Genomic DNA, 23,843 nt, shown 5'->3' on the forward strand with positions numbered 1-23,843 from the left:
GTCTGTAGCCTCTATATTCTAATCTTCCTTTATTTGGATGTACTGTCTGCGGAACTGCCGGAAGCGTCTGTACCCGCATCTTTGGCTTCTGCAGGCACCTCTGTAATGGTTGCGGAATCCAGAATCACCTTCATAACAAGTTCGCTCTCAATATAAGCATCTACCTGATCCTGCCCATTTTGTTCAATCAATTCCTCTTCTGTCATGTTAAACTCTTTTGCTGTCTTGGCCAGCATATCTTTATAGTCCTTACCGTCTTGCTTTATTCCCTCGTTCTGCGCGATGGCCTTCATGATCATCTTACTCTTGGCCGAGCTTTTGGCTCCTGCATTCATCTGAGCTTCAAATTCTTCTTCTGAAAGCCCGCTCTGCTGCTTATATCCGTCCAGATCTGTTCCCATCATCTGCGCATACTGGGTCATCCAGTTCTCCATCTCTTTTCTTGCAGCATCAACCTCTGACTTCTGGTACTGTGTTACGGTACAGTCATTCATAACCTTTTCCCAGGTTGACTGCTTCAGAGCACTTTCATCCGAGGTAACCGCCTGATCCTCCAGCTGCTTTTTGATTGTACTGCGGTACTCGTCAATGCTTGCAGATTGCGTATACTTCTTTACCCAATCCTCTGTCAGCTCTGAAAAGGGACGTGAAATATTATTCACCGTAACCGTAAAGACTACGGCTTTTCCGGATAAATCCTTGTTCCCTTCATAAGGATCTGGAAACGTCAGATTTAAATCCTTTGTCTCCCCGGCTTTCATGCCTATCACGCCATCATCAAAACCATCAATATAGCCGCTTGATCCCAGGGTAATTGAGGTTCCGTCGGTGCTTCCGCCATCAAATGCCTTTCCATCCAGCTTGCCCACATATGCTATATAAACCGTATCCCCTTTCTGACAGGGTTCATCCGTAATGGTCGTATTGCTGTAATTGGATGTAATTGTATCTTCTACTTCCTGGTCCGTAACAGACGTAACGGTTTTCTCCAGCTTCAGACCTTTATATTCTCCCAACTCTATACATTTCATAACATCTTCTTCGTCTACAACCGGAATCCCATCATCCTCCGGAGTCTGCGCACTGTCAGAGGCACTCTCGGACGTGCTGCTTACAGAAGTACTGGAATCATTGTTCTTTTCTTTTTTTCCGCAGCCGGTGAATACCACTGCTCCGACACTGAGACATAATAACAGTAAAACACATTTTTTCTTCATATTCTTATTTTTCCTCTCCTGATTCCACCTTATACTACCCACCCGCTCTTTCGCTATATGAGCAAACAAAGAATATCGTAACATATTTTTACATCGATGAAAAGTCTATTCCGTTTTTTTTCTGGCCTGACGCACATAATCACTTCTGATTTGCGTCCAGTATGTATTGGAATTATCAATATTACAGAAAAAATTAAATCCCAATGATTTCAGATAAACATATTTCTGGTCATTTTTCGAATAGTCGGTCCAGCTTGCAATATCAGTTCCGCCGGGATAAAGCAAAATATCACTGCCACCCGTCAAAATTCCCACACGCTCCTGCCACTTCTGCGCATCGGCCTGAACCCGGTCCAGGGTACTGGCATAACTCATGCCGCTATAGCCATTGCTTGCAAACTCCCATCCATCATCTTTTAAAGCTTGTATAACTGTCCGGGCACTTTTAGTTTCCGCCGCAGTATCGAATGTCCCATAGTTTCCATAGACATTCCCTTCTTCTGTGCTTTTTCCCAGATCCTCATCGGTACGATATCCCAAAACGCCGTTATAACCGGTAAGTCCCAGTATTCCCCTTGCATTGTGATAAGCAAAATCGGGATGATTCTCTATAAATGTATCGAGACAGGGAACCACATCATAATCCCCTGTTATTGCGCTTCCATCCGCCTGCTGATATTCCACAGCGGGTTTTTTATCTTCCCCTGTCACAATTCTGGATCCGCGTCCGGTAGATGCCATTGAAAACGGATAACTGACATCCTCCTGTGATAATACAAAGGGTTTTTTACCCGGCGGAAGCATCAATGTTCCTTTTTCAAATTGAGCTTCTCCCTTATCATTCTTACCTTCCTTCACCAAATCCCGAATACTGACCAGTATATATCCATTGTCATACAGTTTCTGCAGCAATTGGTTAAATGCGTCCACCGTCATGGTATTTTGATTGGCTGTCTGTACAGACGCATCCTCGGAGGCATTGGCAAGCTCCGGATCTACAATCAGGCTGCGAAAGAAAAAATGCTCCACCTGCTCCACATCATAGGCAGCCATACCCGCCTTATCCTTTTCAAATGCAGTGATTTTGGCTGTTATGTCTGGATCTTTTTCATAGTCTTCCAATCCCTTCATGGCTGCAATCGCTCCATCATAATCGTATTGTGCCGCCATCTGTTCCGCCTTGATAAGGATGTTCTCGCTCTGCTGCTTCTTCTCTTCTTCCATGCGGGTCTCTTCCTCTTGTCTGGCCACCGCCTGCTGCGCTCTTTTTTTATTCTCTTTACTACAGCTTTTCATGCCGAACACAATCCCCAGGATCATCCCGATAAATATTATAACGCACACAATCCGCAGTATAATAGCTTTTTGTCTCCTTCGTCTGCGTTGCTCTTTCAGACGTTTCGCTCTTTGGCGCCTGCGCAGCTCTTCTTCCTCTCTGGTAAGCTTTCTATTGTCACTCATGAATTCAAATTCTCCTTAGGTTTTACTCCATTCTCATGCTTTGCGGGTCCCAAAGTCGTGCTTTTTCATGCGAGCATGAAACGCATGACCTTTTGACCCTGTGATACCTACGGATTGCTCCGCACAAAAGTGCTTTCGCAATCCTAAAACATTCGAATTTTGCCCTGTTCGGGCTCCATTCTCATGTTTTGCGGGTCCCAAAGTCGTGCTTTTTCATGCGAGCATGAAACGCATGACCTTTTGACCCTGGTATCATCATTTTAACACAGGCTGCGTTAAAAATCCATTTGCCTTTTACTTGAAACAATGATAGAATAATTTAGGTAAAAACAGGAGGTGCAGGTATGAAAGTCTGGCAGATTTTATTAATTATTCTGATTGTGCTTGCCATAGCAATGGTTGTGCTTTATTTTCTCGGGAAAAAGGCTCAGAAAAAGCAGGAAGCCCAGCAGGAACAGATTGAAGCAGCAAAGCAAACGGTCTCTATGTTAATCATAGATAAAAAGCGTATGAAGATAAAAGAATCCGGTCTTCCTCAGATGGTGATTGATCAGACCCCGAAGCTAATGCGCCGTGCAAAGCTTCCTATCGTAAAAGCCAAGATCGGTCCAAAAATTATGACTATGGTAGCAGAGGAAAGCATCTATGATTCGATTCCATTAAAGAAAGAAGTAAAGGCAACCATAAGTGGTATCTACATAGTAGGTGTAAAGGGTCTGCGGGGTCCCTTGGAGGTTCCGACCAAGAAAAAAGGCTTTTGGAAACGTATGATGAGCAAGGCCAGAGGTGAAAACTAAAACAATTAATACAAACATAAGAGGTTGTTGTGCAAAGATATTTTCTTCGTACATCAACCTCTTATGTTTTCATGGTTTCTTATCCCTTCGCCCGAATCGTCAGGGCAATGGTGCAATCCGCCACATAAGACTCATTCATATCCAGAGCATAATCCACCAATACACCAATGGTGTCTTCCTGTTCATCAATCTTAATCCGTGTGGCTGCGACCCCCATGTTCAACATGCCATAGGACGTGCGGTAGTAGGATAAATTCTTTTTGTTTTCCTCGAACACCATTTGTACATTAACCAGACCTTTTTTGTTTAATTCCATCTTATTACTATCAAATTTCATAATATTTCTGGTTTTATTCTCTGGCCCATCCATCATTTCATCGTATATCAAATAGTGTTTTTCATCCTTTTTGAAGTACTGGCCTCCCACCACAATTTCAATCGGCTCAGCTTCCGAATGATTGGCCCCTTCCATATATTGGAGCCCTGATATATAGATTATAACATCTTTTGTCATTACCGACCTCTATTCTTCTGTTCTCTTTAAAACTCATCGATCTGCACAAGTGTTGTGGACTTTATTTCATACGGCAGGACGGAATTGGCAAACAGATTAAAACGATCTACCGCATCACTGCTGAAAAACTTATATTTTTCATCGTCACATTCCTGTCTTTCCCAGTAAATATCCGGATTTTCCAATTCCAGCTCGCTAAGAAGCCTGCTTAACACCCAGGCAGTCTCATAGGCGGGATTAACTAAGGCCACCTTCTCTCCCACGACTTCCCTGAGCAGCGAACGTAAGAGGGGATAATGGGTGCATCCCATAATCAGGGTGTCGATGTCCTTTTCCAAAAGCTCATCCAGATATCGCCGGGCAACTTCATATGTAACGGGATCTTTTGTCCAACCCTCTTCCACCAGTGGAACAAATAGGGGGCAGGCCTTTCCAAACACAGTAATCTCCGGGTTCTCCCTTTGAATCAACGTGGGATAGAGATTGCTTCGAATGGTGCTCTCTGTGGCAATCACTCCGATTCTGTTATTTGAAGTGGTTTTCGCCGCAACATGAGCACCCGGTATAACTACCCCAAGAATCGGAATGTCCACCTCTTTTTCTATCACATCCAGGGCAAGGGCACTGGCCGTATTACAGGCCACCACAATTGTCTTTACCTTCTGCGTCTGGAGAAAGCGTACAATCTGCCTGGAATAACGTACAACTGTATCCTTGGATTTACTGCCATACGGAACTCTTGCAGTATCTCCAAAATATACAATCCGCTCATTCGGCAGGTTCCGCATGATTTCACGCACTACCGTAAGCCCGCCCACCCCGGAGTCAAACACGCCAACCGGCGCATGTCTATCTAATACCATGGTACTCTCCTAGTTAATTTTCTAAAGCATCTTCTTTATGATACTCTGTAACGTCACCGATTTCAAGTCCCAACCAGCGAAATGTAAAGTGTACATCCTCTTTTTTTAAAATTGTATTATAAGCCTCATCGCTCAATACATGTTTCAGTTTTCCATCTTCATCCTCTAATACAGGATGCAGCGCATCTTGAAAACACAGACCCGGATAAAGCATGCACCACCAATTATGTCCTCTGGCCTTTCCAATTTTGACTCTGAGTGCCTCATATTCTCCCGCAGGAAAAGTGTAATTCCCATAATTTTTTACCGGAAAATGATCCGTCTCATAGCTGACTGCCACTGCCTCCTTGCTTCCATATTCCCTAAGGCATTTCAAAGCTTCCTGTTCCAGATATTCTGTATGGTTTTTAAGTATTTCCCTCGTTTCTTCCAACGAATCTGCACCCTCCAGCAGTGTATTCATGCATTCAATCAGATGTTCCTTTACCCGCAGTTTAAGCTCCTGGTCAGCCACCTGGTCACTGTTGGCCAATATATGGAATCTGACAACCTGTCCCGCGATTTCCTGCTGTACAGCAGCCTCCCTTCCTTCCACATTCCCCGCAAATGCAGCTGCAGCCAGGCCAAGGGCAATAGCTGCGCCCCAGATTATCATAGATTTTCGCATAAAATCACCTTACCTTCTTCCACTTTCAACTGAGGAAGCCGCGTAATACGTTCCTCATTGTTCCAATCATAATAGATGTCCTCCAATGTCACACCCTTTTGGCGGGCTCCTTCATGGTTATCATAAATTCCGGTCAGATACTGCCCAAGACCATCTTCTTTCTGTGCTCCCGTCTTCATAACATCCTCCATGGAATTTGTCATAAAAACATAAGCGTTTTTACCAATTTCGGTACTTTTCTGCATGTCCTTCATAAGATTTTGATACGCCTCTGGCTGATTTAACAAACGTTCGCTGAAGATAATCGCCTTAACGTGTCCCAAATCCAGATAATATTGCTGCGATCTTGCATAGTTTGCCCTTATCTCTTCCAAATTCTGACCCTGGACTTTAAGGCTTAAATCAGTATCCTGGTTTCCTTTATCCTGTTCCGTAACCTCCTGCAGATTCGCCATACCGTAAACTACAGAATAGTTCCCATCCTCATAATCCCAGGCCAGTGCCAATGGATAATCCCGTTTTTCCGGCTCCACTGCCCCACACCCACCCGCAATCAGCAGGAATGTTATCACACCTGTTATAATATTTTTTTTTAAATAGTGCTTCATTTTTGTCTCCTCCTAAGTCCGCATCCCGCCAACAGCGTTATAATTACAAATAATGGTGCATACCCAAATTGCAGTAATTTCAGGTATACAGCATTCAACTTTATTCCTTCGATGTTCACCATAGATGCCGCCCACATGAGAGCTGCTGCTCCCCACAAAATATTTCTGCTGATACGGCTTTCCTTTTCTTTATCCGAATCTTCCTTTGTCCTCACCAGCCTGACGCAGTAGAATAACAGACTTCCCAGTGAAAACAGCAGTGCAAAAAGAAGGAGTGCCATCCATATAATATCAAACCGGTCAAGAAATCCCCCCGGCAGACTGGTCCCGGCCATAAGGTTCAAGACGGGAAGTTCCATCGTTTTTACCCCTGGATATCCATATGTTCCCAGCAAAATCAAAACTGTAGATATAATCAAAATTGTCAGGAGCAGCCAGGATTTCCCCATTTCCCACGTCTGTTTTTTCCGCCTTTCTGTTTTTACATAGGCAAACGGAAGAAGGCTTATGACCGTTCCCATGGAAAAATACAGGTATCCGTAAGACAACATGGATTTCCCGTTTACTTTGGGCATTGCCTGTACATCCGGAATCCGCATATGGAGCGCCGCCAGAATCAGAAGCAATACGAATCCCCAAAAGATCAGAGAAAATGATGCTTCCCCCATACGCCCTCGTTTTTGTACATCGCTTCCCATTCCCAAAGCTGCCGTCACAAGGATAAGGATCTTCAGAAGATTTGGATCAATCTCTGATAAAAGATAAATATGACTGATTTTGCTTATCTGTTCTAACAGGTATCCACCCGTCAGAACCAGAAAACTGCCATAAACCAGATAAATAATCCACTTTAACACCTTACCTCCGGTAACCAACTTTCGCATTGCCGTCATGTTTTGAGACAGAAAGAAAAAGAAAGCAAGCAAACCTAAATACCCCAGAATGATTCCGAAGACAGCATTAAGACCTCCTCCTGCCACTCCACCGGATAAAAGCAATACCAACACACCGGCGAAGGAAATCACCATCTGTCTCTTTAACTGCCTGTTTGATATTTTCTGATTATCAGCAAACATACATTTTTCTCCCTATACTCCACTTATTTCTTTTTTAATCGCACTCTTTGCTCTTTTTTCGCAAAGATCGGTCTGTAGCGCATCCTGCGGAACGGTGCACGCAACATGCTGTCACCCTCTCTTTTGTATCCCGAAATATCCTGCCCGATAAATGGAATCAAGTATGGAATCTTGAAACTGGTCAGCGTGGTAAGATGCCCCAGCAAAAGAAAGCAGCCCAGTACCAGTCCAAAGATTCCCAGTAATCCACCCAATAATATAAATCCATACTTCAGAAGCCGGAATGCTGCCGAGAATTCCTCATTGGGAATTGCAAAAGAAGACAGCGCACTTAAGGCTACCACAACTACTGTCATGGGGCTGACCAGATTTGCGCTGACCGCTGCATCCCCGATAATCAGACCTCCTACGATACCAATCGTCCCCCCAAGTGGTCCCGGCATTCTGACTTCTGCTTCCCGAATCAATTCGAAGGCAAGTTCCATAATAATAATCTCCAGCAGGCTGGGAAACGGAACACCTCTGCGGGCTTCTGCAAAAGAAAGCAGCAAATTGGTGGGGACTACCTGTGTATGGAAATTGATAACCGCCAGATAAGTTCCGGAAAACAGCAAAGCCAGAAATGCAGCTGCAAATCGAACCAGCCTTTGTAGGGAGACAATCGCAAAACGATTATAACGATCCTCACTCACCTTTAAAAAACTGTTAAAAGTTGTAGGAACCATGATTGCCATCGGCGAATTGTCACAAATAACTATCATCCTTCCATTTAGTACCTCAAGAGCTGCCCTGTCAGGCCTTTCTGTAGTTTCAAATTGTGGAAAAGGGGATTTCCAGTCTTCTTCTGTCAGCTGTTCCAGCATCCCTGTATCCATAACGCCGTCAATCTCGAATTGCTCAAGCCTTCCCTTCACCTGTTCCAGGAGTTCGGGGTACATAAGTTCCTCCATATACACCAGTGCAATCATTGTATCCGAACGTGCACCCACCATCATTTCTTCAACCTTCAGATCGGTACTCCGTACCCGTTTTCGGATGAGCGCAGTATTGATTTTTACAGATTCGCTGAAGCCTTCCTGTGAACCTCTTAAGACCTTCTCTGATTCCGCTTTGGAAACCCCCATATTGGGATATCCCTTACTGCTGATTTTCATGGCTTTGTCATATCCGTCCAGGAAAAAAATCGCATTTCCTGCCAACATTGCCTTAAATGCCGGCTCCATTTCAGTAAACTCTGCAGTGTCAGAGATTCCAAGACCATTATCGGCTACGAATTCAGCAATTTTTTCCCCCGGCATGTCCCAAAGATGATTGATCAGCTTCCCGATTACGGACTCCTCCAATGTCATATTGCTGACTGCAACCTCAATATATACAACAAGGCAATACACCTTGACTCCTGATCCTAACAGCATAGGACGAATGATGATGTCGGCACACCCTTTGCATCGGTTTCTGATGTAACTCTCATTTATCTTTATATCTTTACTTATTTTCATAGACACTCCAGCGCAGCCCTTTCTAGTTTCTTATAGTCCTATATTTCATTATCTCCATATTATGGAAGTTCATACTATCATGTTGGACTCAAAAATAAGAATCCCCCCATAAGGAAAGAAAATTCTTTCCTTATGGGGGGATTCCCCGTTATTCTATATCAGTTATCTGGTTCATCATTTTGCTGCATCATCTTCATAATTGTATCTTGCTGCCTCTTGATATGAACAATTGTATATTGATAGGCAGCACGCTCATCATGCATTCCGAGTGCCTTGCAGATTCCATTATGCTCCTCTATTAATGACCCCCGAGTCTCCACATCCTTCAGATATTCGATGCGGTACCGGTACATCTGTTCCCTGAGGTTATTGAGCAGCTGCACCAGTCTCTGGTTATCCGTAGCCTTATAGATAAGATCGTGAAACTTTACATCCGCTTCAGCCAGAGCTGTAATATCATCTTCTTCCACGGTATTGACCTGGTCTTCAAATTCTTCCGCTGCTCGTTTCAGTTCTTTCAGCTGCTTCGGCGTGATCCTCTGGCAGGCAAACTTTACAGCCAGCTCCTCCAGCCCCATGCGTACCTCCAGCACATCTTTCAGATCCTTTTCAGTAATCTGAGCAACCTGTGCTCCCTTTCTGGGAACCATAATTACGAGTCCCTCCAATTCCAGCATCCGGATTGCTTCACGTATCGGTGTTCTGGATACACCCATACGGTTGGCCAGTTTAATTTCCATCAGACGTTCGCCCGGCTGTAAAACTCCATGCAGAATTGCATCACGAAGGGTATGAAAGACAACATCCCTAAGCGGCATGTATTGATAATTTCCCATACTTAAAGTCAATTCATCATTTCCCATATCTCATCGTCCTCCAGGAGCAAATGGCTTCGTCAGGAATATCTGCTTCACCAGATTCATATCCTGCAGCTGCCTGTATGCATGCCCGGCCTTCCTTCTGTCATCAAAAATGCCGAACACAGAAGGACCGCTTCCGCTCATCATTGCAGACAATGCACCGCGCTCCATCATAAGTTGTTTTATTTCATCAATTACAGGGTAGTCTCTTACCGTTACTTCCTCCAGTACATTCGCCATGCGTGCCGTTACGCCCATAAGAGAACTCCCCCGGATAGCGTCAATGATTCCGTCAATATCCGGATGATTCTGAATCTCATCGGCACGCAGGCTTTTGTATACATTTTTCGTGGATACATTGATCCCCGGCTTTGCAACCAGGATATGGCAGGGGGGCAGGGAGGGTAATTGCGTCAATATCTCTCCGATTCCCTCTGCAAGTGCTGTGCCCCTCATAATACAGTAAGGCACATCGGCGCCAATTGTTTTTCCCCGGTCCGCCAGTTCCTCCAGGGACAGATTCAGATGAAACATCCGGTTTACACCTACCATGACGGCTGCTGCATCCGAACTCCCTCCTCCCAGACCTGCTGCTACCGGTATTACTTTTCTCAGACGGATATCCAGCCCTTTCTCAATGTGAAATTCATCCATCAGAAGCTTTGCAGCTTTATATACCAGATTATTTTCATTAGAGGGGAGATAGGGCAGGTTTGTCTTGACCTGAATACCCGGCCTGTCGCTCCCTGCAAGATCAATCTGATCATACATGCGGATGGTTTGCATAATCATGCGGACCTCGTGATATCCGTCATCCCGCTTTTTTATCACATCAAGCCCTAAATTTATCTTAGCCATAGCTCTTAATCTCATGTGGTACCTCTGCGATTTCTCTCACTATATCATATATAGTTCATTGTATACAGTTTATGTTAACTGATTTGAAAATAAAATGCAAGCACTCTATTCGACTTTTTTTACCAACATCAGAGAATCCATAGGCTTCACGCGATCCGACTCCAGTTCATTCAGTGCGCGAATTTCGTCCACCGTGGTATAGAACCGCTTTGCAATGTCCCAAAGTGTATCTCCGTCCTGAACCAGATAGCAGACAATCCCCGGCATGCTGCGTAACTCTTCCATATCCAGAGGCTCTTCGCTGATTTCACTGACAACAGCCATGGGACGTTCCCGCATCACAATTGCGTTCAGGTTCAACACTGCCTTGACTTCAATATCATTGCTGTCAATCATCGTAGTGGACAACTGCTCTATATCGCTGCGCAGATGATATTTACAATCCTTACTGATACCGGGAGCCTCTACCATATGTGTAAATGGTACCGCCGTTTCCATGGAATAAAATGGCATATCATCATCGCTGATAATATAGAGAATCCGAAGCTGTATGATTCCGTCTACCTGGATACCATTTTGAACAACCTTTGTGTCATCAATTTTGACCGTACCTTCACTATGACAGATCTGCAAAATTTTATTTGATGGTTCCTGGACATTCACCCTGTCATTCACCTTACACTTTGAATAATTCTTAACCAACAGACTTTCCAAGACCCTGGGTTCTGTAGTCAATATGCACTTTTTCTTCGGGGTATAAACGTCCTGCAGAAGACTGCAGCTGTTTTCCTTATAAAGTTTCATATCCAATTCAAGCACTACATCCATCTGCAGTACACGCTCTTCGCCATCTGCATCCGGAACCACTTCCATATTACATTGTGTCATAGTAACATCTATATTCGGTATCATATCCGTGGTGGAACCTGAGCAGTCTACCTCCTGCTGCCAGGGCAGAGCCTGCTCCAGATATTGAAGAGGATGATCTTCATCATCACCGGAATACAGACAAAATACAAAGAGTTCTCCCTTAATCTCCACTTTTCCATCCAGCCCCCGTATATCCAGGGCACGCGTCTGCATATCCTGCCACAAGATGGTATGTATATTGGGTTTGTTCGAAGCAAGCGTGAGTTCTTTTTTAATGCGCATTGTATCTTTTTTATGTACGCCCAACTCCAGAACCGGAATCTCTTCTTTTTTTACAGAAACACCTTCTGACTCCTTCAGATCTGTGGGCAGCTGGATATCCTGAATCTCTTCTACGTACGCATAAAATGTAATCAGAGCGCGGATATTCAATTTACGCGAATTAATCAGATGTATGCTCAGATCCTCCATCTCCCATTTAAGACAGATTTTATCACCACTGTTAAGACCATCCAGATTAATGTTCTCATCAATGGGCAGAGAACCATCCAAATTATAAATTCTCCGGACATCGCCATCAGATACGTATAGCAGATAAAAGTCCAAAGAGCCAGTGATGCGGGCATGACCTTCACTGACCTGGACCTCTTGCAGGTTCACCTCGCCTTTTTTCTGAATCATACGCCCGACATCCGGTTTCGCATCCGGTACATTAAAATCTTCATCAAAGGTGATCTGTGTCTCAGCATCACTCTTTCTGCATATCTGATGCAGGTTTTTCTTCATTAACTCCATTCATTTCCCCTCCTGATTCTTCAAACATTACCGGATATCCCGGGTCCTCAAGTTTCAACACAAAATATGGGCAGGAGCCATTACCCTTCTGCTCTTCTTTCGTCTGGGGGCCCAGCAGCTCACTTTTAATGTGAAGCATATCCTTTGAGATGCCTACATCCAGAATGCGGATGGAGTAGCCACCGGTCTTCTGCCTTCCATATCCACGCATGACATAAAGCCATCCATCACTCCTGTAAACCATTTGAAATGCCTCATCGCCCTGATTTTTTATTAATTCCTGAACTTCCCCGGGAATCTCTCCTACCTTCACCACAGTATAGTCAACAGCCTTGTACGCACCATCTGTATTGTCCTGGATTGCACAGCCATGCATTATAACCGCAAGCAGCGCACAGATAAATATGTAGGTAAATTTCTTCATGCTTTGGCCTCTATCCGCTCTTTATTGGTATTGTATGCACCAAAGAGGTCCTTTAGAATACAAAGAAACGGCCACCGGCAGTTTCTTTTGCATACTTTGGCATACAAAGAAACGGCCACCGGCAGTTTCTTTTGCATACTTTGGTATACAAAGAAGGGAGACATTTTCGTCTCCCTTTATCACTTGTTTTCTCTATTTTATTAGTAACTCCCGGTTTTTTTCCAACATCCCCTCAATAATCTTCTTTGTATATGCACCAAGGTGTTTCTTATCCTCCGGAGACAAATCTGACGGGATAATCGGCGTTCCGTATTCCAGGATTACATGTGTTGATTTAATTCTTGGAAAATGAGCCTCGAAAATCTCACAGGTATTTACCATGGCCATAGGAACGATGGGGCAGTCTGTTTTCTGTGCAATCTTAAAGCTGCCTTCATGAAATGTTAAAAGAGGCAATTCTGTCTCTCCCCTGCTTCTCGTCCCCTCCGGAAAGATGCAGATGGAAATTCCATCTTTGATATTCTGAATGCAGGATAGAATCATCTGCATACCAGCTTTCAAATCCTTCCTGTCCAGAAACTGGCAATGCAGATATTTCATCCAGCTGCTCAGAAGAGGCACCTTCAGCATTTCCTTCTTGGCTACGTACCCGGTAAGTCCGGGGCATCTGGCATAAGTAATCAGCACGTCAAAAAAACTCCGATGATTCCCGATATAGAGAACCGCCTGATCTCTTGGCACATTCTCCTCACCGATGACTTCCAGCTCAATCCCTGTGATTTTCAGAATCACTTTAAAAATCCACTGTACCAGCCGTAAGGAACTGATGTCTTTCCGATATGGATTGAACTTTCCGATCACCCACTCCACCAGAAGAACTGGGATAGATAGAATCAAAAATGCCACCACTACAGCTGCTACCACAATAAAACGAAACATGGGAATCTCCTCTCGTCATTTCTTCGTTTCCGCCGACAGGCGTTCCACGATTTTCTCAAACTGCATGGAATGAGAGGCCTTTACCAGAACGGTATCCCCATTCATAAGTATCTCCGGCAGTTTCTCCATTAGAGAATCTCTGTCCGCAAAATGAAGTACTTCCACCCGGGGATTAGACTGCTTTATCCCCCTGGCCAAATGTTCACACAATGGCCCTGCACAATAGACAGCGTCCAGATCCAGCTCTCCTGCAAAAACTCCGATCTGTGCATGGAGTTGTTCCTCCTCTTTCCCGAGCTCAGCCATATCGCCGAGCAGCGCTACCTTACGTCCGGTCCCATCCTGCAAAGCTTCCAGCGAGGCCTTCATGGATACAGGATTCGCATTATAGCAATCATCAATAATCGTATATTTTTCTGTCTCAATGATATGAAATCTTCCGCTTACAGGCTGCAGACTTTCAATTCCGGTTCTAATCTCGTCCGGACTCAGTCCATAGACCATGCCTGCACAGGCAGCAGCCAGAGCATTATAAACCATGTGGCGGCCCGGAATCGGAATCAGGGTTTTAAAGCTGCCCTGAGGTGTGTGTATCACGCAAGCCATTCCTTTCAGTCCCTTACTTTCTATCTGATCGGCATAGATGTCGTTCTTTTTATCTAAGCCGAACTTCATCAGTTTTGTTCCGCGGACTTCCCGGATTGCATCCAGCTTATCATCGTCTCCATTTAAAATTACATGTCCGTCTTCACGGATATAATCAAACATCTCTGTTTTTGCCTTTAAGACCCCATCCCGATCCTTTAAAAACTCAAGATGGCAATATCCGATATTTGTGATAATCCCTGTGTGGGGACGGGCGATTTTAGCCAGACGGCTCATCTCCCCAAAATTACTGATTCCCATCTCCAAAACCGCAATCTCATGCTCTTCGCGCAGCCGGAACACCGTAAGCGGCAAGCCCAGCTCATTGTTAAAATTGCCCTGTGTCTTTAAAACATTGTACTTTTGTGACAGAACGGCCGCAACAGTTTCTTTTGTACTGGTCTTTCCCACACTCCCTGTAATTCCAATCACAGGGACAGCCAACTGTTTCAGATAATACTCCGCGATGTCTTTTACCGCCTGAAGTGAGGACCTTACCCTGATATACGGAAAGTCCACCTCACCCAGATCCTGTTCTGACAAGACGGACAGTGCACCGGCCTCCATCACCTGTCCGATATAGTCGTGCCCATCCGCCCTTGTGCCCTTTATCGGTATGAAAAGACAGCCGTACGTTACCTTACGGCTGTCCGTTGTAATATCGGTTACACACTTAAGTCTGCTCATCTTTGATCCGATGTACAGTCCATTACATGCGGCTGCGATATGTTCCAGTGTCAGATTCTTCATAAACTCTTTCTCCATGCTTATCAAATATATAGTTACTTCCCGCTCTGGCTTTACCAGGAATGGGTCTTTCCATGTCTGTCCAGCGATATCTGAATCAGCTTCTCGCAAAGAGACGGATAGTCAATTCCAATAGCCTGAGCTTCCTGGGGAAGCAGACTTGTCGGTGTCATCCCCGGAAGTGTATTTGCTTCCAGGCAATACATACGGCCATCTTCCAACATCATAAAATCCAGCCGGCAATAGCCTTCGATGTTTAAAGCCCTGGCACCAAGTATTGCGTACTCCTGCATCTTCTGAGACAGCTCGGTGCTTAGATCAGCAGGACAGGTTTCCACAGTGGAACCCGGCTTATATTTATTCGTATAGTCATAAAAGCCTTCAATCGGTGCAATCTCAATAATCGGGTATGCTTCTTCGTCTACCACACCCACAGAAAATTCCCGTCCGTTTATATATTCCTCTACAATTACTTCTGATTCATAGGAAAATGCTGCTTTCAGTGCATCCTCGTATTCTGCCTGATCGTTTACTATATATACACCCAGACTGGAGCCTCCGCAGCAAGGCTTTACCACCAGGGGCAGCTCCAAACCATAATCGGCCGGATTCCCGGAATAATTTTTTTTGTCCAGGGTGATCCCTTTGGGCGTTGGAACACCGTATATTTCAAAAAACTTCTTAGAAACCCCTTTATCCATCGCAATAGCAGAACTTAAGTATCCGGTACCTGTATAAGGAATACCAAAAAGGTCGAATGCTGCCTGTATCTTTCCATCCTCGCCATTCGCGCCATGAAGAGCGAGAAACACCACTTCTGCCTCTTGGCAAATTTCAATTACATTAGGGCCAAAGAATTTTCTGCGCTCTGCTCTGACCTGTTTCAGATTTTCATTCCGGCTTTTGATGTCCTCTGCTGCCCGCTCCACATCATAAGCTTTCGGAAACAATATTTCCGGCAGCTGCTCCATTCCAAAGAATACATCCACCAGTATCGCATAATGCCCTTTTTCCCTCAAAGCTTTACATACATTGGTGCCGGAAACAATGGATACGTCCCTCTCCGAACTGGTTCCTCCGGCTAAAACAACTATATTCATACAAAAAACTCCTCCTGAAAACAACTTTAGATGGTATTCTCCTGCGTTGGTGACGGTCCTACAACCTGATCTGTACTATAATATACGATTACAGGATATCCAATTCCAACTGTATTAAAGATTTTTTCCGCCGCATCATAAGGAGTATTGATACATCCATGGGAACCGGCAGTAAGATAGTGGTCAGGTGTATACTCAGCTGCCGTACGCCAGCTGGCATCATGTATCCCTACATCCCCATTGAAGGGCAGCCAGAAGGTCACCTTTACCGGATATAGCTTGAAATTAGCATCTCTCTTCTTTGCATCAATTGCCCAGACATGGCCTGAAGGTGTATCATGGCCTGTCGTGTGATTACCTGTGATTACAGGTGTTTCCACGAGAAGCTTTCCGTCCTTATAGCACCACATCTTCTGTTCACTGATACTGATTTCTACATATGTACCTCCGATATCATTCGAAGACCGGTCTATACCCTTATATAGATAAACAGGCTCCCTTACCTCCTGAGTTCCTGCATTGACCGCTTCAATCAACGCCTGCGTTGTCTTATCTCTGTTGATGCACCATCCATAATCTCCGCCGTAAGGCAGGGTGATTGTCTTCCCTGATGTGGTCTTGAACTCCCGCGCAAGGCCAAAGGTGTCCGTATCAACCGCCATCTGCTTGACCCACTCAGCTGCCTTCGAATTATCCAGGCTGTAAGTTCCATCTTCTCCTTTGCCAATCCAGCTCTTTATGACAGAACGGTCTGCCGTATACTGCCGGTCTGTGAAATCATAGACAATATTGGCAGATGTCAATGTATTGAGTTGCTGAAGATTTGTATTCAGCGCCTCATCCGAGCTCAGGACAGATGGTTTTTCATAAAGATCCAGTTTTTCCAGATCAAGCTCTTTCTTCCCGGAATCTATAGCATCAATTACTGCATGCTTCACATCTTCACGCTTTAAGGTATTCCCTTGTACTTCAGCCGCTATCGTATATCCTGTATCCGTTTCCTGTATAGCAGCATCCGCGGGAGCAGTTAGATTCTCACTTTGAAAGCAATCCAGGTTATCCAGAATTTCATCTATGATATCCTTATCGTAAGTAATATTGGCTGACATCTCATAGTTCTTATCTGCACCCAGAGAAAACAGCCACATAAAGCCATTCTGTTTCTCCAGCAGTTTTTCCACGCCCTGATCATCTACGTAAGTGAGATTCAACTGCTCTCCGTTAATACTTTCTTCAGTTCCTCCACGCTCCTTCAAAATCAGGTTGTATTCCTTTACACGGTTTTGTATAGCTTCCTTCGCTTGTTCAGCCGACATTCTGCCACAATTTGCTCCGTTAATGGCAACCCCGGAAAAAAAATGCGATTGAAAAAAGAAACTGACCCCCAGGTATACGCCAAACATAACCAGCACAATACCCAGAAGGACTCCCAGTAATATTTTATTCTTATTCGACAGTGTTTTCATAATTACTGACTTCCTCACCTTATATACTATTTAAACAAGTAAGCCCCGGCAATCCGAATGCGTTACTATATCAGTATAGCACCTGAAGCTTTTATGGTAAAGACCTTTCGAAAACGTAAAACGACTTTAATAACAGCATCCGAAAAAGGCAGGCAAAAAGGCCCTCCCGTTTTGTATCCCGGACGGCCTTTCATATGGATGATTAGAGGTCAAAAGGAGTTTTAACCCTGATTCATATGGTTTAACTGTAACAGTTTTTCAATGCTTACCAGTTTTACACTCAAAACAAAAATCTGAGCTGCCAGAGCCAGTTCTTCCTGTGTGGGCAATGTCGGCGCAATCCGGATATTGGAGTCTTTGGGATCCTTCCCATAAGGGAATGTCGCCCCGGCTCCCGTCATAACAAGACCGGCTTCTTTTGCCTTCGCTACAATTGCTTTGGCACAGCCTTCCATCGCATCAAAGGAGATGAAATACCCACCCTTCGGGCAGGTCCAGGAGCCGATATTTAATCCTTCCAGCGATTCCTTCAGGACTTGCTCCACTGCTTCAAACTTAGGCCGGACGGACTTGGCATGTTTCATCATATGAGCCTTTATCCCATCCATATCCTTGAAAAATCTTACATGACGCAGCTGGTTCAGTTTGTCATGTCCTATCGTCTGATAGTTCATATGAAGTTTTATCTGCTCCAGATTCGCTTTGGAACTGATGACTGCGGAGATGCCTGCACCTGCAAAACTCACCTTGGAGGTGGAAATAAACTCATATACCATATCCGGATTCCCTGCCTTTTCACACTCTGACAGGATTTCAAGAATCTGAGACTGATTTTCCTCTTCCTCATACAGGTGATGCACGCAATATGCATTATCCCAGAAGATACGGAAGTCCACAGCAGCTGGTTTCAAGTCTGCAAGCCGTCTGACTGTCTCATCCGAGTAGGTATAGCCTTGAGGGTTGGAATATTTGGGCACACACCAGATACCTTTCACAGATTCATCCTCTGCAACCAGTTTTTCTACCTGATCCATATCCGGCCCATCCTCTGTCATGGGGACATTAATCATCTCTACACCAAAGTATTCCGTAATCCCAAAGTGGCGGTCGTATCCGGGTACCGGACAAAGAAATTTCACTTTATCAAGTTTCGCCCATGGAGTGTTTCCAAGTACACCATGGGTAAATGAGCGTGCCACAGTATCAAACATGATATTTAAGCTTGCATTTCCATGGACAATTACGTGCTCCGCCGATACACCCGCGATATCTCCCATAAGCTGTCTGGCTTCTGGTATTCCTATTGGGCCCCCGTAATTACGGCAGTCCAATCCATCCAAAGTGTCAGTGTCTCCGCTTCCTTTCACGATGTTCAGCATCCCCTCCGCCAGGTCCAGCTGTTCTTTGGAAGGCTTTCCTCTGGACATGTCAAGTGCCAGACCCTTTCCTTTGATATCTTCATATTCCGCTTCCAGTTTATTTTTCAATGCCAGCAATTCATCCATACTTAAGTCTGTATACGCTTTCATGATTTCCTCCTTGACAGATTTCATTGCTATCCATTCTAATACTTAAAATGACTATTTGTCAAGGAAATCCTTCACTTTTATCCTGTTTCATGCATTTTATAGTCTTAATGGGATAAAACTTGCAACTTTTTTATCGTATTCTTGCATATTCAAATTTTATTTTCCCATCTGCCCGAAGCACCACAGGGTAAGATAAGTCCTGAAGAAACAACCGGTAAACCAATCTCCCCGGAATCCACATGCCCACTGTATTTTTTTAAGACGGTAGAAATCATGTAGGTCAGCACCGCAGGAGCGAGTCCTGTTGTGTAGGAATTCACCAGAAAGAACAGGGGTTCTTCGCTGAGCAGTCTTGCACACAACTGAATAAATGGATAGATAGATTCCTCAATCTTCCAGATTTCTCCTTTGGGCCCTCGTCCATAAGATGGCGGATCCATAATAATTCCGTCATAATGGTTGCCCCTTCTGATTTCACGTTCTACAAATTTCTTACAATCGTCCACAATCCAACGTATTTTCGCATCTTTTAGCCCCGAGGCTGCAGCATTCTCTTTTGCCCAGGTTACCATTCCTCTGGATGCATCCACATGAGTCACTTCTGCTCCGGCAGCTGCCGCCGCCAGTGTCGCACCTCCTGTATACGCAAATAAATTCAATACCTTCACCGGTTTTCCAGCATGACGGATCTTATCGCCAAACCAGTCCCAGTTGACCGCCTGCTCAGGAAACAATCCCGTATGTTTAAAGCTAAACGGTTTCAGGTGAAAGTTCAGGTTTTTATACTGTATTGTCCACTGCTCAGGCAGATTAAAAAACTGCCATTCTCCTCCACCTTTACTGCTTCTGTGATAATGCCCGTTCTTTTTTTTCCAGTCCGGGTGATCATGAGGTGTATTCCAGATAACCTGAGGATCCGGCCGCACCAGTATATAATTTCCCCATCGCTCCAGCTTCTCACCATTGGAAGTATCCAGTACTTCATAATCTTTCCATCCGTCGGCAACCCACATCTACTCTTATTTCCTCTCGTTTTATCTATCTTGCTTCATATGCTTTGACGATTGCACCGATATACATCGTATGAAAATCTTTATCCGAATACCATTCTTTGATCTCTTCCGGTCTCATAAAGGATTCCGGTTTCATCTCCTGTGCATACAGCTTTCTGCATACCAGTACAAGTGCCGCTTCCTCGAAAGAGGGATGACCGTCAAACTCAATCACATGCAGATCTGTCTTCTCGATTTTATCAGGCTCATCATATCCGGATACACTTCCAAGATATCCCATGGCTTTTTTCTGTTTGCCATTAAAGAAAGTCAGCGTAAAGTAATCCGATGAATCCACAAATCCTTTTGTACATCTCTGCGGTCTGATATATGCAGTAGCCACCGTCTTTCCCCACATAATTCCAACACCGCCCCAGGAAGCCGTCATCGTATTAATCTTACCTTCTTTTTCCGCAGTTATCAGCATCCACTCATCAGCAATCATGGAAAATGGATTCTTATCCATCTTTTTGACGTCTACTTCTTTAAATTCCATCTTTGTAAACCTCCTCTTTAACTTAAAATCTGCAATACTAGTATAACAGAATTTCTGATTTTTACAAACTTAATGAAATCTTAAGTTGTAATTCACTTGCATTTAATCAGAATAGGATATACTATGTTTATTCCAGAGAAAGGAACAATATTATTTATGAGCGCTACAGCCATAAACATAAAAAGAGTCGCGAAGGCAGCAGGTCTTGCCTTTTGCATTCTGATTCTTATATTTTTAATCAAAAGTTATTTCGACGGCTACTTTCACTCCGTCTCTACGTTTAAAGGATACATCCAGGGTTTCGGTTTTTTTGCTCCGGCAGTTCTCTTTACTGTTCAGTTATTTCAGGTCGTCATACCCCTTCTTCCGGGCTTTCTGGGCTGTATCGTAGGTGCCGTGCTATTCGGGCCCGTCGGTGGTTTCTGGATCAATTACCTGGGTATCTCTGCAGGCTCCATCATTGCCTTCTTTATTGCAAGAAGATTTGGCTCACATGTGGTACAAGGTCTGATCGGAGAAGCAAACTATCACAAGTATTTGGATTGGACGCAAAAAAAATCCTTCCTGTCTATATTTGCACTGGCTATTCTTCTACCGCTTGCACCCGATGATATCCTTTGCTTTCTGGCCGGACTCACCCCGATGTCATCCAGAAAATACATCTTTATCATCCTAATCATGAAGCCCTGGTGTATCTTATTCTATAGTATCTTTTTCGCACGTTTTCTTTAACATACAGGTTCTATAAAAATTACCGAAGCTCCGGTAATTTTTTTTTGCGTTATTGCCTTTGCAGGAAACACATGATACACTGATATCAGGATTAAAAGTTCGTACGTTTCATGCCCGCATGTAAAAGCACCAACTACGCATCCTTAAAACAGCAGGAGGAGATTTTATGAACGATTACTACAACAGCAATCCGCAAAGCTATGATTATAACGGTCCTGACGTGCCTTATCATCCCCCGGGGGCTCCCGGTATGGCTACAGCTGCGTTAGTCTTAGGGATATGTTCCATCTTATTTTCACTTACCGGTCTCGGTCTTATTCTGGGGTCCATCGGAATTGTTCTGGCTCTGCTTTCCAGAGGAAAGGGACAAATGAATACCTCTGCAAAGTTCGGTCTCGGATTGTCCGCAGGCGGAGCAGTACTTGGCATCATTATCATGCTTGGGTCTCTGTTATTCATAACGCATTCTATCACTAAAACCGACTGGGATGATTTTTCGGACTATGTCTATGAATATGATGCCGGAGATCAGGATGGAATGGAAGACTTTTTCAGCGGTATCCTGTGATAAACTAAATTTAAAACTTGGAGTATAAATATATGGAACAGTCAAAACAATTAAAAATGGATGCCCGTGAGGCATTAATCGGCAATTATGGAACCTATATTGCCGCTTATCTGATATTTACATTGATCAATACCTGCGTTTACTTATTTTTATACTGGTTTCTGATGTTGGCAGCCTCCCGCTTTTCAGCCATTGCCGGTATTCTGGTTTCTTTTCTTTTCAGTATTCTGTTGAATCTGTTAAAGATAGGGTTAGAGAAATCAGCACTATCTATAAGCCGTCATCAATCCATCGGCATTGGAGATCTGTTTTTCGGGCTGACACATCATCCGGATCGTTTTCTGGTGATTGAGTTTATTAAAGGCATTGTATATGCCGTATTCACAATCATTCCTGCCTTCGTGTTTACAAACTATACATTCACAAAGCAGGGCACAGATATGCTTCTGCAAAGTTCGGATGTAACAGATATACTTTCTTTTGCTCTCCCCTATCTGGGTGGATTTCTGTTAATTACAGGAATCGGTACTCTGATTGCATCTTTGCTTCTTATGCCTCTTCGCCTGTCCACCTTTCTATTGATGGATGACTCGGGGCTTTCGGCTATGAATGCCTTAAAGAAAAGTGCTTCTATGATGAGAGGACATATGGGAAGTTACTTTTTTCTGAATTATCTGAGTTTTTTAGGGCTTCACCTCTTAAATTATGTGGGAAGTGGTCTGCCTATGCTCTGGATTTACCCATATAAGCAGGTAACACTTTCTAACTTTTACAACACACTACGCTCTGTATAATCCGAATCCCCGTATGGCGGTAACGTCTATCGTCATACGGGGATTCGAATATTGCGTTTCTATCTTGAAAAAAGATATCCCATCAGTTCATGTCCCTGATTCACCTTATTTCCACTGGTTTCAGCCTCTTTTTCGTTATAATGCCAGACATGCTCCTCTGGTGAACTGCTGTCATACAGCAGATACGGCACAGGATCTGACACATGGGTACGAAGGCGAACCGGAGTCGGATGATCCGGAAGTACCAGAAGGCGGTAATCCTCTCCAGACGCATCCATCTGCGCCCTGACAGGCGCAAGAATTCTGGTATCCATCCGGTGTATGGCCTCCACTTTCCTATCGGCACTACCCTGATGTCCCATCTCATCGGGTGCTTCCAGATGGATGTAAGCAAAATCATATCCATCTTTCAAAAGTGCATTCACTGCCGCCTGGGCTTTACCTTCATAATTTGTGTCAAGGCCTCCGTTGGCTCCTTCTACTTTAATATTGGTAATTCCTGTTCCCACGGCAATCCCTTTCAGTAAATCCACTGCCGATATCATGACACCCTTTTTATGGTACTTCTCCGAAAAAGAAGAAAGGGCAGGTCTGGTACCAGCACCCCAGAACCAGAAACTATTAGCAGGATTCAATCCTTCCGACTTCCGCTTTACATTGATAGGATGATCTTTCAAAATCTCATAACTGCGCTTCTGCATCTGAAGAAGTTTCTCATCCCCTGGCAGATAGTGCGTAATCGTCTGCCCCAGCACATCATGCGGCGGGGTTAGCGGAACTACCTGCCCCTTTGACCAGATCAGGCAATGGCGGTAACTGGTTCCTGTATAAAAGTGATAAACCTCGTCTTCAAGTTCTTCTGTCACGGCCTGCAAAAGGATCCTTGCATCTTCCGTGGAAATTTCCGAAGCACTGTGATCTATAATTGTCCTTTTCTCATAGGGCACATCCTCTTCCGAAAGAGTTACGATATTGCAGCGTAAAGCCACATCCTCAGCGCTCATATTTACCCCTATACTCAGTGCTTCCAATGGGGAGCGTCCTGTATAATACACCTTGGGGTCATATCCGATGACAGACAGATTCGCAGTATCTGACCCCGGAGCCATACCCTCAGGAATTGTCTGTACCATTCCGATTTCTGATATCTTCGCTAACGCATCCAACGCCTGAGTTTCAGCATATTCCAAAGGTGTCTTCCCATCCAGACTTTCAACTGGTTCATCGGCCATCCCGTCTCCCAGCATCACAATATATTTCACTTAA

The 23,843-nt window shown here is 44.3% G+C and carries 24 protein-coding genes; 4 read left to right on the top strand and 20 right to left on the bottom strand.

All coding sequences use genetic code 11. The annotated features are described in order from the left end of the window. Positions 1-29: 29 nt before the first annotated feature. Positions 30-1,217, bottom strand: a complete 1,188-nt coding sequence (tig, locus tag KNL20_RS13955) for a trigger factor (RefSeq protein ID WP_230398336.1) — start codon at positions 1,215-1,217, stop codon at positions 30-32. A 105-nt stretch (positions 1,218-1,322) separates the two neighbouring features. Then, a complete protein-coding gene (locus tag KNL20_RS13960) occupies positions 1,323-2,678 on the bottom strand; it encodes a polysaccharide deacetylase (protein ID WP_230398337.1) in 1,356 nt (451 codons plus the stop codon). 344 nt (positions 2,679-3,022) lie between these two features. On the opposite strand from KNL20_RS13960, the gene KNL20_RS13965 reads away from it, so the two are divergent. After that, complete coding sequence (locus KNL20_RS13965; RefSeq protein ID WP_230398338.1) at positions 3,023-3,475, top strand: hypothetical protein; 453 nt, start codon at positions 3,023-3,025, stop codon at positions 3,473-3,475. 79 nt (positions 3,476-3,554) lie between these two features. On the opposite strand, the gene KNL20_RS13970 is transcribed toward KNL20_RS13965, so the two are convergent. The 17 genes from KNL20_RS13970 to KNL20_RS14050 form a co-directional block, all read right to left on the bottom strand. After that, the gene (locus KNL20_RS13970) at positions 3,555-3,989 is read right to left on the bottom strand and encodes a DUF1934 domain-containing protein (protein ID WP_230398339.1); all 435 of its coding nucleotides are present in this window, start codon (positions 3,987-3,989) and stop codon (positions 3,555-3,557) included. 26 nt (positions 3,990-4,015) lie between these two features. Further along, complete coding sequence (gene murI / locus KNL20_RS13975; protein ID WP_230398340.1) at positions 4,016-4,852, bottom strand: glutamate racemase; 837 nt, start codon at positions 4,850-4,852, stop codon at positions 4,016-4,018. A gap of 13 nt (positions 4,853-4,865) precedes the next feature. Continuing rightward, the gene (gene spoIIR, locus KNL20_RS13980) at positions 4,866-5,519 is read right to left on the bottom strand and encodes a stage II sporulation protein R (RefSeq protein ID WP_230398341.1); all 654 of its coding nucleotides are present in this window, start codon (positions 5,517-5,519) and stop codon (positions 4,866-4,868) included. Beyond that, entirely contained in the window at positions 5,504-6,127 is a 624-nt protein-coding gene (locus tag KNL20_RS13985; protein ID WP_230398342.1) for a Ger(x)C family spore germination protein, read from the bottom strand. Before KNL20_RS13985 ends, spoIIR begins: the two co-directional genes overlap by 16 nt. Further along, on the bottom strand, positions 6,124-7,203 hold the full coding sequence (locus KNL20_RS13990) for a GerAB/ArcD/ProY family transporter (RefSeq protein WP_230398343.1): 1,080 nt from the start codon (positions 7,201-7,203) through the stop codon (positions 6,124-6,126). The genes KNL20_RS13985 and KNL20_RS13990 overlap by 4 nt, the downstream gene beginning before the upstream one ends. Positions 7,204-7,226: 23 nt before the next feature. Continuing rightward, positions 7,227-8,702 (bottom strand): spore germination protein, encoded by a 1,476-nt coding sequence (locus KNL20_RS13995; RefSeq protein WP_230398344.1) that lies wholly within the window; start codon positions 8,700-8,702, stop codon positions 7,227-7,229. 158 nt (positions 8,703-8,860) lie between these two features. After that, on the bottom strand, positions 8,861-9,565 hold the full coding sequence (locus tag KNL20_RS14000; protein ID WP_230398345.1) for a GntR family transcriptional regulator: 705 nt from the start codon (positions 9,563-9,565) through the stop codon (positions 8,861-8,863). Between the two features lie 3 nt (positions 9,566-9,568). Further along, positions 9,569-10,435, bottom strand: coding sequence for a 4-(cytidine 5'-diphospho)-2-C-methyl-D-erythritol kinase (gene ispE, locus KNL20_RS14005; RefSeq protein ID WP_230398346.1), 867 nt, complete (start codon positions 10,433-10,435; stop codon positions 9,569-9,571). A gap of 90 nt (positions 10,436-10,525) precedes the next feature. Continuing rightward, entirely contained in the window at positions 10,526-12,085 is a 1,560-nt protein-coding gene (locus KNL20_RS14010) for a DUF3794 and LysM peptidoglycan-binding domain-containing protein (RefSeq protein ID WP_230398347.1), read from the bottom strand. Beyond that, complete coding sequence (locus KNL20_RS14015; protein ID WP_230398348.1) at positions 12,039-12,509, bottom strand: protease complex subunit PrcB family protein; 471 nt, start codon at positions 12,507-12,509, stop codon at positions 12,039-12,041. Before KNL20_RS14015 ends, KNL20_RS14010 begins: the two co-directional genes overlap by 47 nt. Before the next feature lie 192 nt (positions 12,510-12,701). Then, the gene (locus KNL20_RS14020) at positions 12,702-13,448 is read right to left on the bottom strand and encodes a lysophospholipid acyltransferase family protein (protein ID WP_230398349.1); all 747 of its coding nucleotides are present in this window, start codon (positions 13,446-13,448) and stop codon (positions 12,702-12,704) included. Positions 13,449-13,463: 15 nt separating this feature from the next. Next, positions 13,464-14,843, bottom strand: coding sequence for a UDP-N-acetylmuramoyl-tripeptide--D-alanyl-D-alanine ligase (locus tag KNL20_RS14025; protein WP_230398350.1), 1,380 nt, complete (start codon positions 14,841-14,843; stop codon positions 13,464-13,466). 50 nt (positions 14,844-14,893) lie between these two features. After that, the gene (locus tag KNL20_RS14030; protein WP_230398351.1) at positions 14,894-15,940 is read right to left on the bottom strand and encodes a D-alanine--D-alanine ligase family protein; all 1,047 of its coding nucleotides are present in this window, start codon (positions 15,938-15,940) and stop codon (positions 14,894-14,896) included. Positions 15,941-15,966: 26 nt separating this feature from the next. Then, a complete protein-coding gene (locus tag KNL20_RS14035; protein ID WP_230398352.1) occupies positions 15,967-17,406 on the bottom strand; it encodes a L,D-transpeptidase family protein in 1,440 nt (479 codons plus the stop codon). Positions 17,407-17,627: 221 nt separating this feature from the next. Beyond that, complete coding sequence (locus KNL20_RS14040) at positions 17,628-18,935, bottom strand: PLP-dependent aminotransferase family protein (RefSeq protein WP_230398353.1); 1,308 nt, start codon at positions 18,933-18,935, stop codon at positions 17,628-17,630. Between the two features lie 149 nt (positions 18,936-19,084). Then, positions 19,085-19,948 (bottom strand): class I SAM-dependent methyltransferase, encoded by an 864-nt coding sequence (locus KNL20_RS14045; protein WP_230398354.1) that lies wholly within the window; start codon positions 19,946-19,948, stop codon positions 19,085-19,087. Between the two features lie 25 nt (positions 19,949-19,973). Further along, a complete protein-coding gene (locus tag KNL20_RS14050; RefSeq protein ID WP_230398355.1) occupies positions 19,974-20,483 on the bottom strand; it encodes a flavin reductase in 510 nt (169 codons plus the stop codon). A 156-nt stretch (positions 20,484-20,639) separates the two neighbouring features. Here KNL20_RS14050 and KNL20_RS14055 point away from each other — a divergent pair, with 156 nt between their 5' ends. From KNL20_RS14055 to KNL20_RS14065, 3 genes are all read left to right on the top strand, one after another. Then, positions 20,640-21,215, top strand: coding sequence for a TVP38/TMEM64 family protein (locus KNL20_RS14055; RefSeq protein WP_230398356.1), 576 nt, complete (start codon positions 20,640-20,642; stop codon positions 21,213-21,215). Positions 21,216-21,381: 166 nt separating this feature from the next. Beyond that, positions 21,382-21,783, top strand: coding sequence for a DUF4190 domain-containing protein (locus KNL20_RS14060; RefSeq protein ID WP_230398357.1), 402 nt, complete (start codon positions 21,382-21,384; stop codon positions 21,781-21,783). Positions 21,784-21,815: 32 nt separating this feature from the next. Further along, positions 21,816-22,577: a DUF975 family protein gene (locus KNL20_RS14065; protein WP_230398358.1), complete on the top strand. Its 762-nt coding sequence runs from the start codon at positions 21,816-21,818 to the stop codon at positions 22,575-22,577. 59 nt (positions 22,578-22,636) lie between these two features. Here KNL20_RS14065 and KNL20_RS14070 read toward each other — a convergent pair whose 3' ends face one another. Then, positions 22,637-23,839 carry a cofactor-independent phosphoglycerate mutase gene (locus tag KNL20_RS14070; RefSeq protein ID WP_230398359.1) on the bottom strand — a complete coding sequence of 401 codons (1,203 nt, stop codon included), beginning with the start codon at positions 23,837-23,839 and terminating at the stop codon, positions 22,637-22,639. Positions 23,840-23,843: the final 4 nt, after the last annotated feature.

The organism is Novisyntrophococcus fermenticellae (assembly GCF_018866245.1).
In the GTDB taxonomy this organism is placed as follows: domain Bacteria; phylum Bacillota; class Clostridia; order Lachnospirales; family Lachnospiraceae; genus Novisyntrophococcus; species Novisyntrophococcus fermenticellae.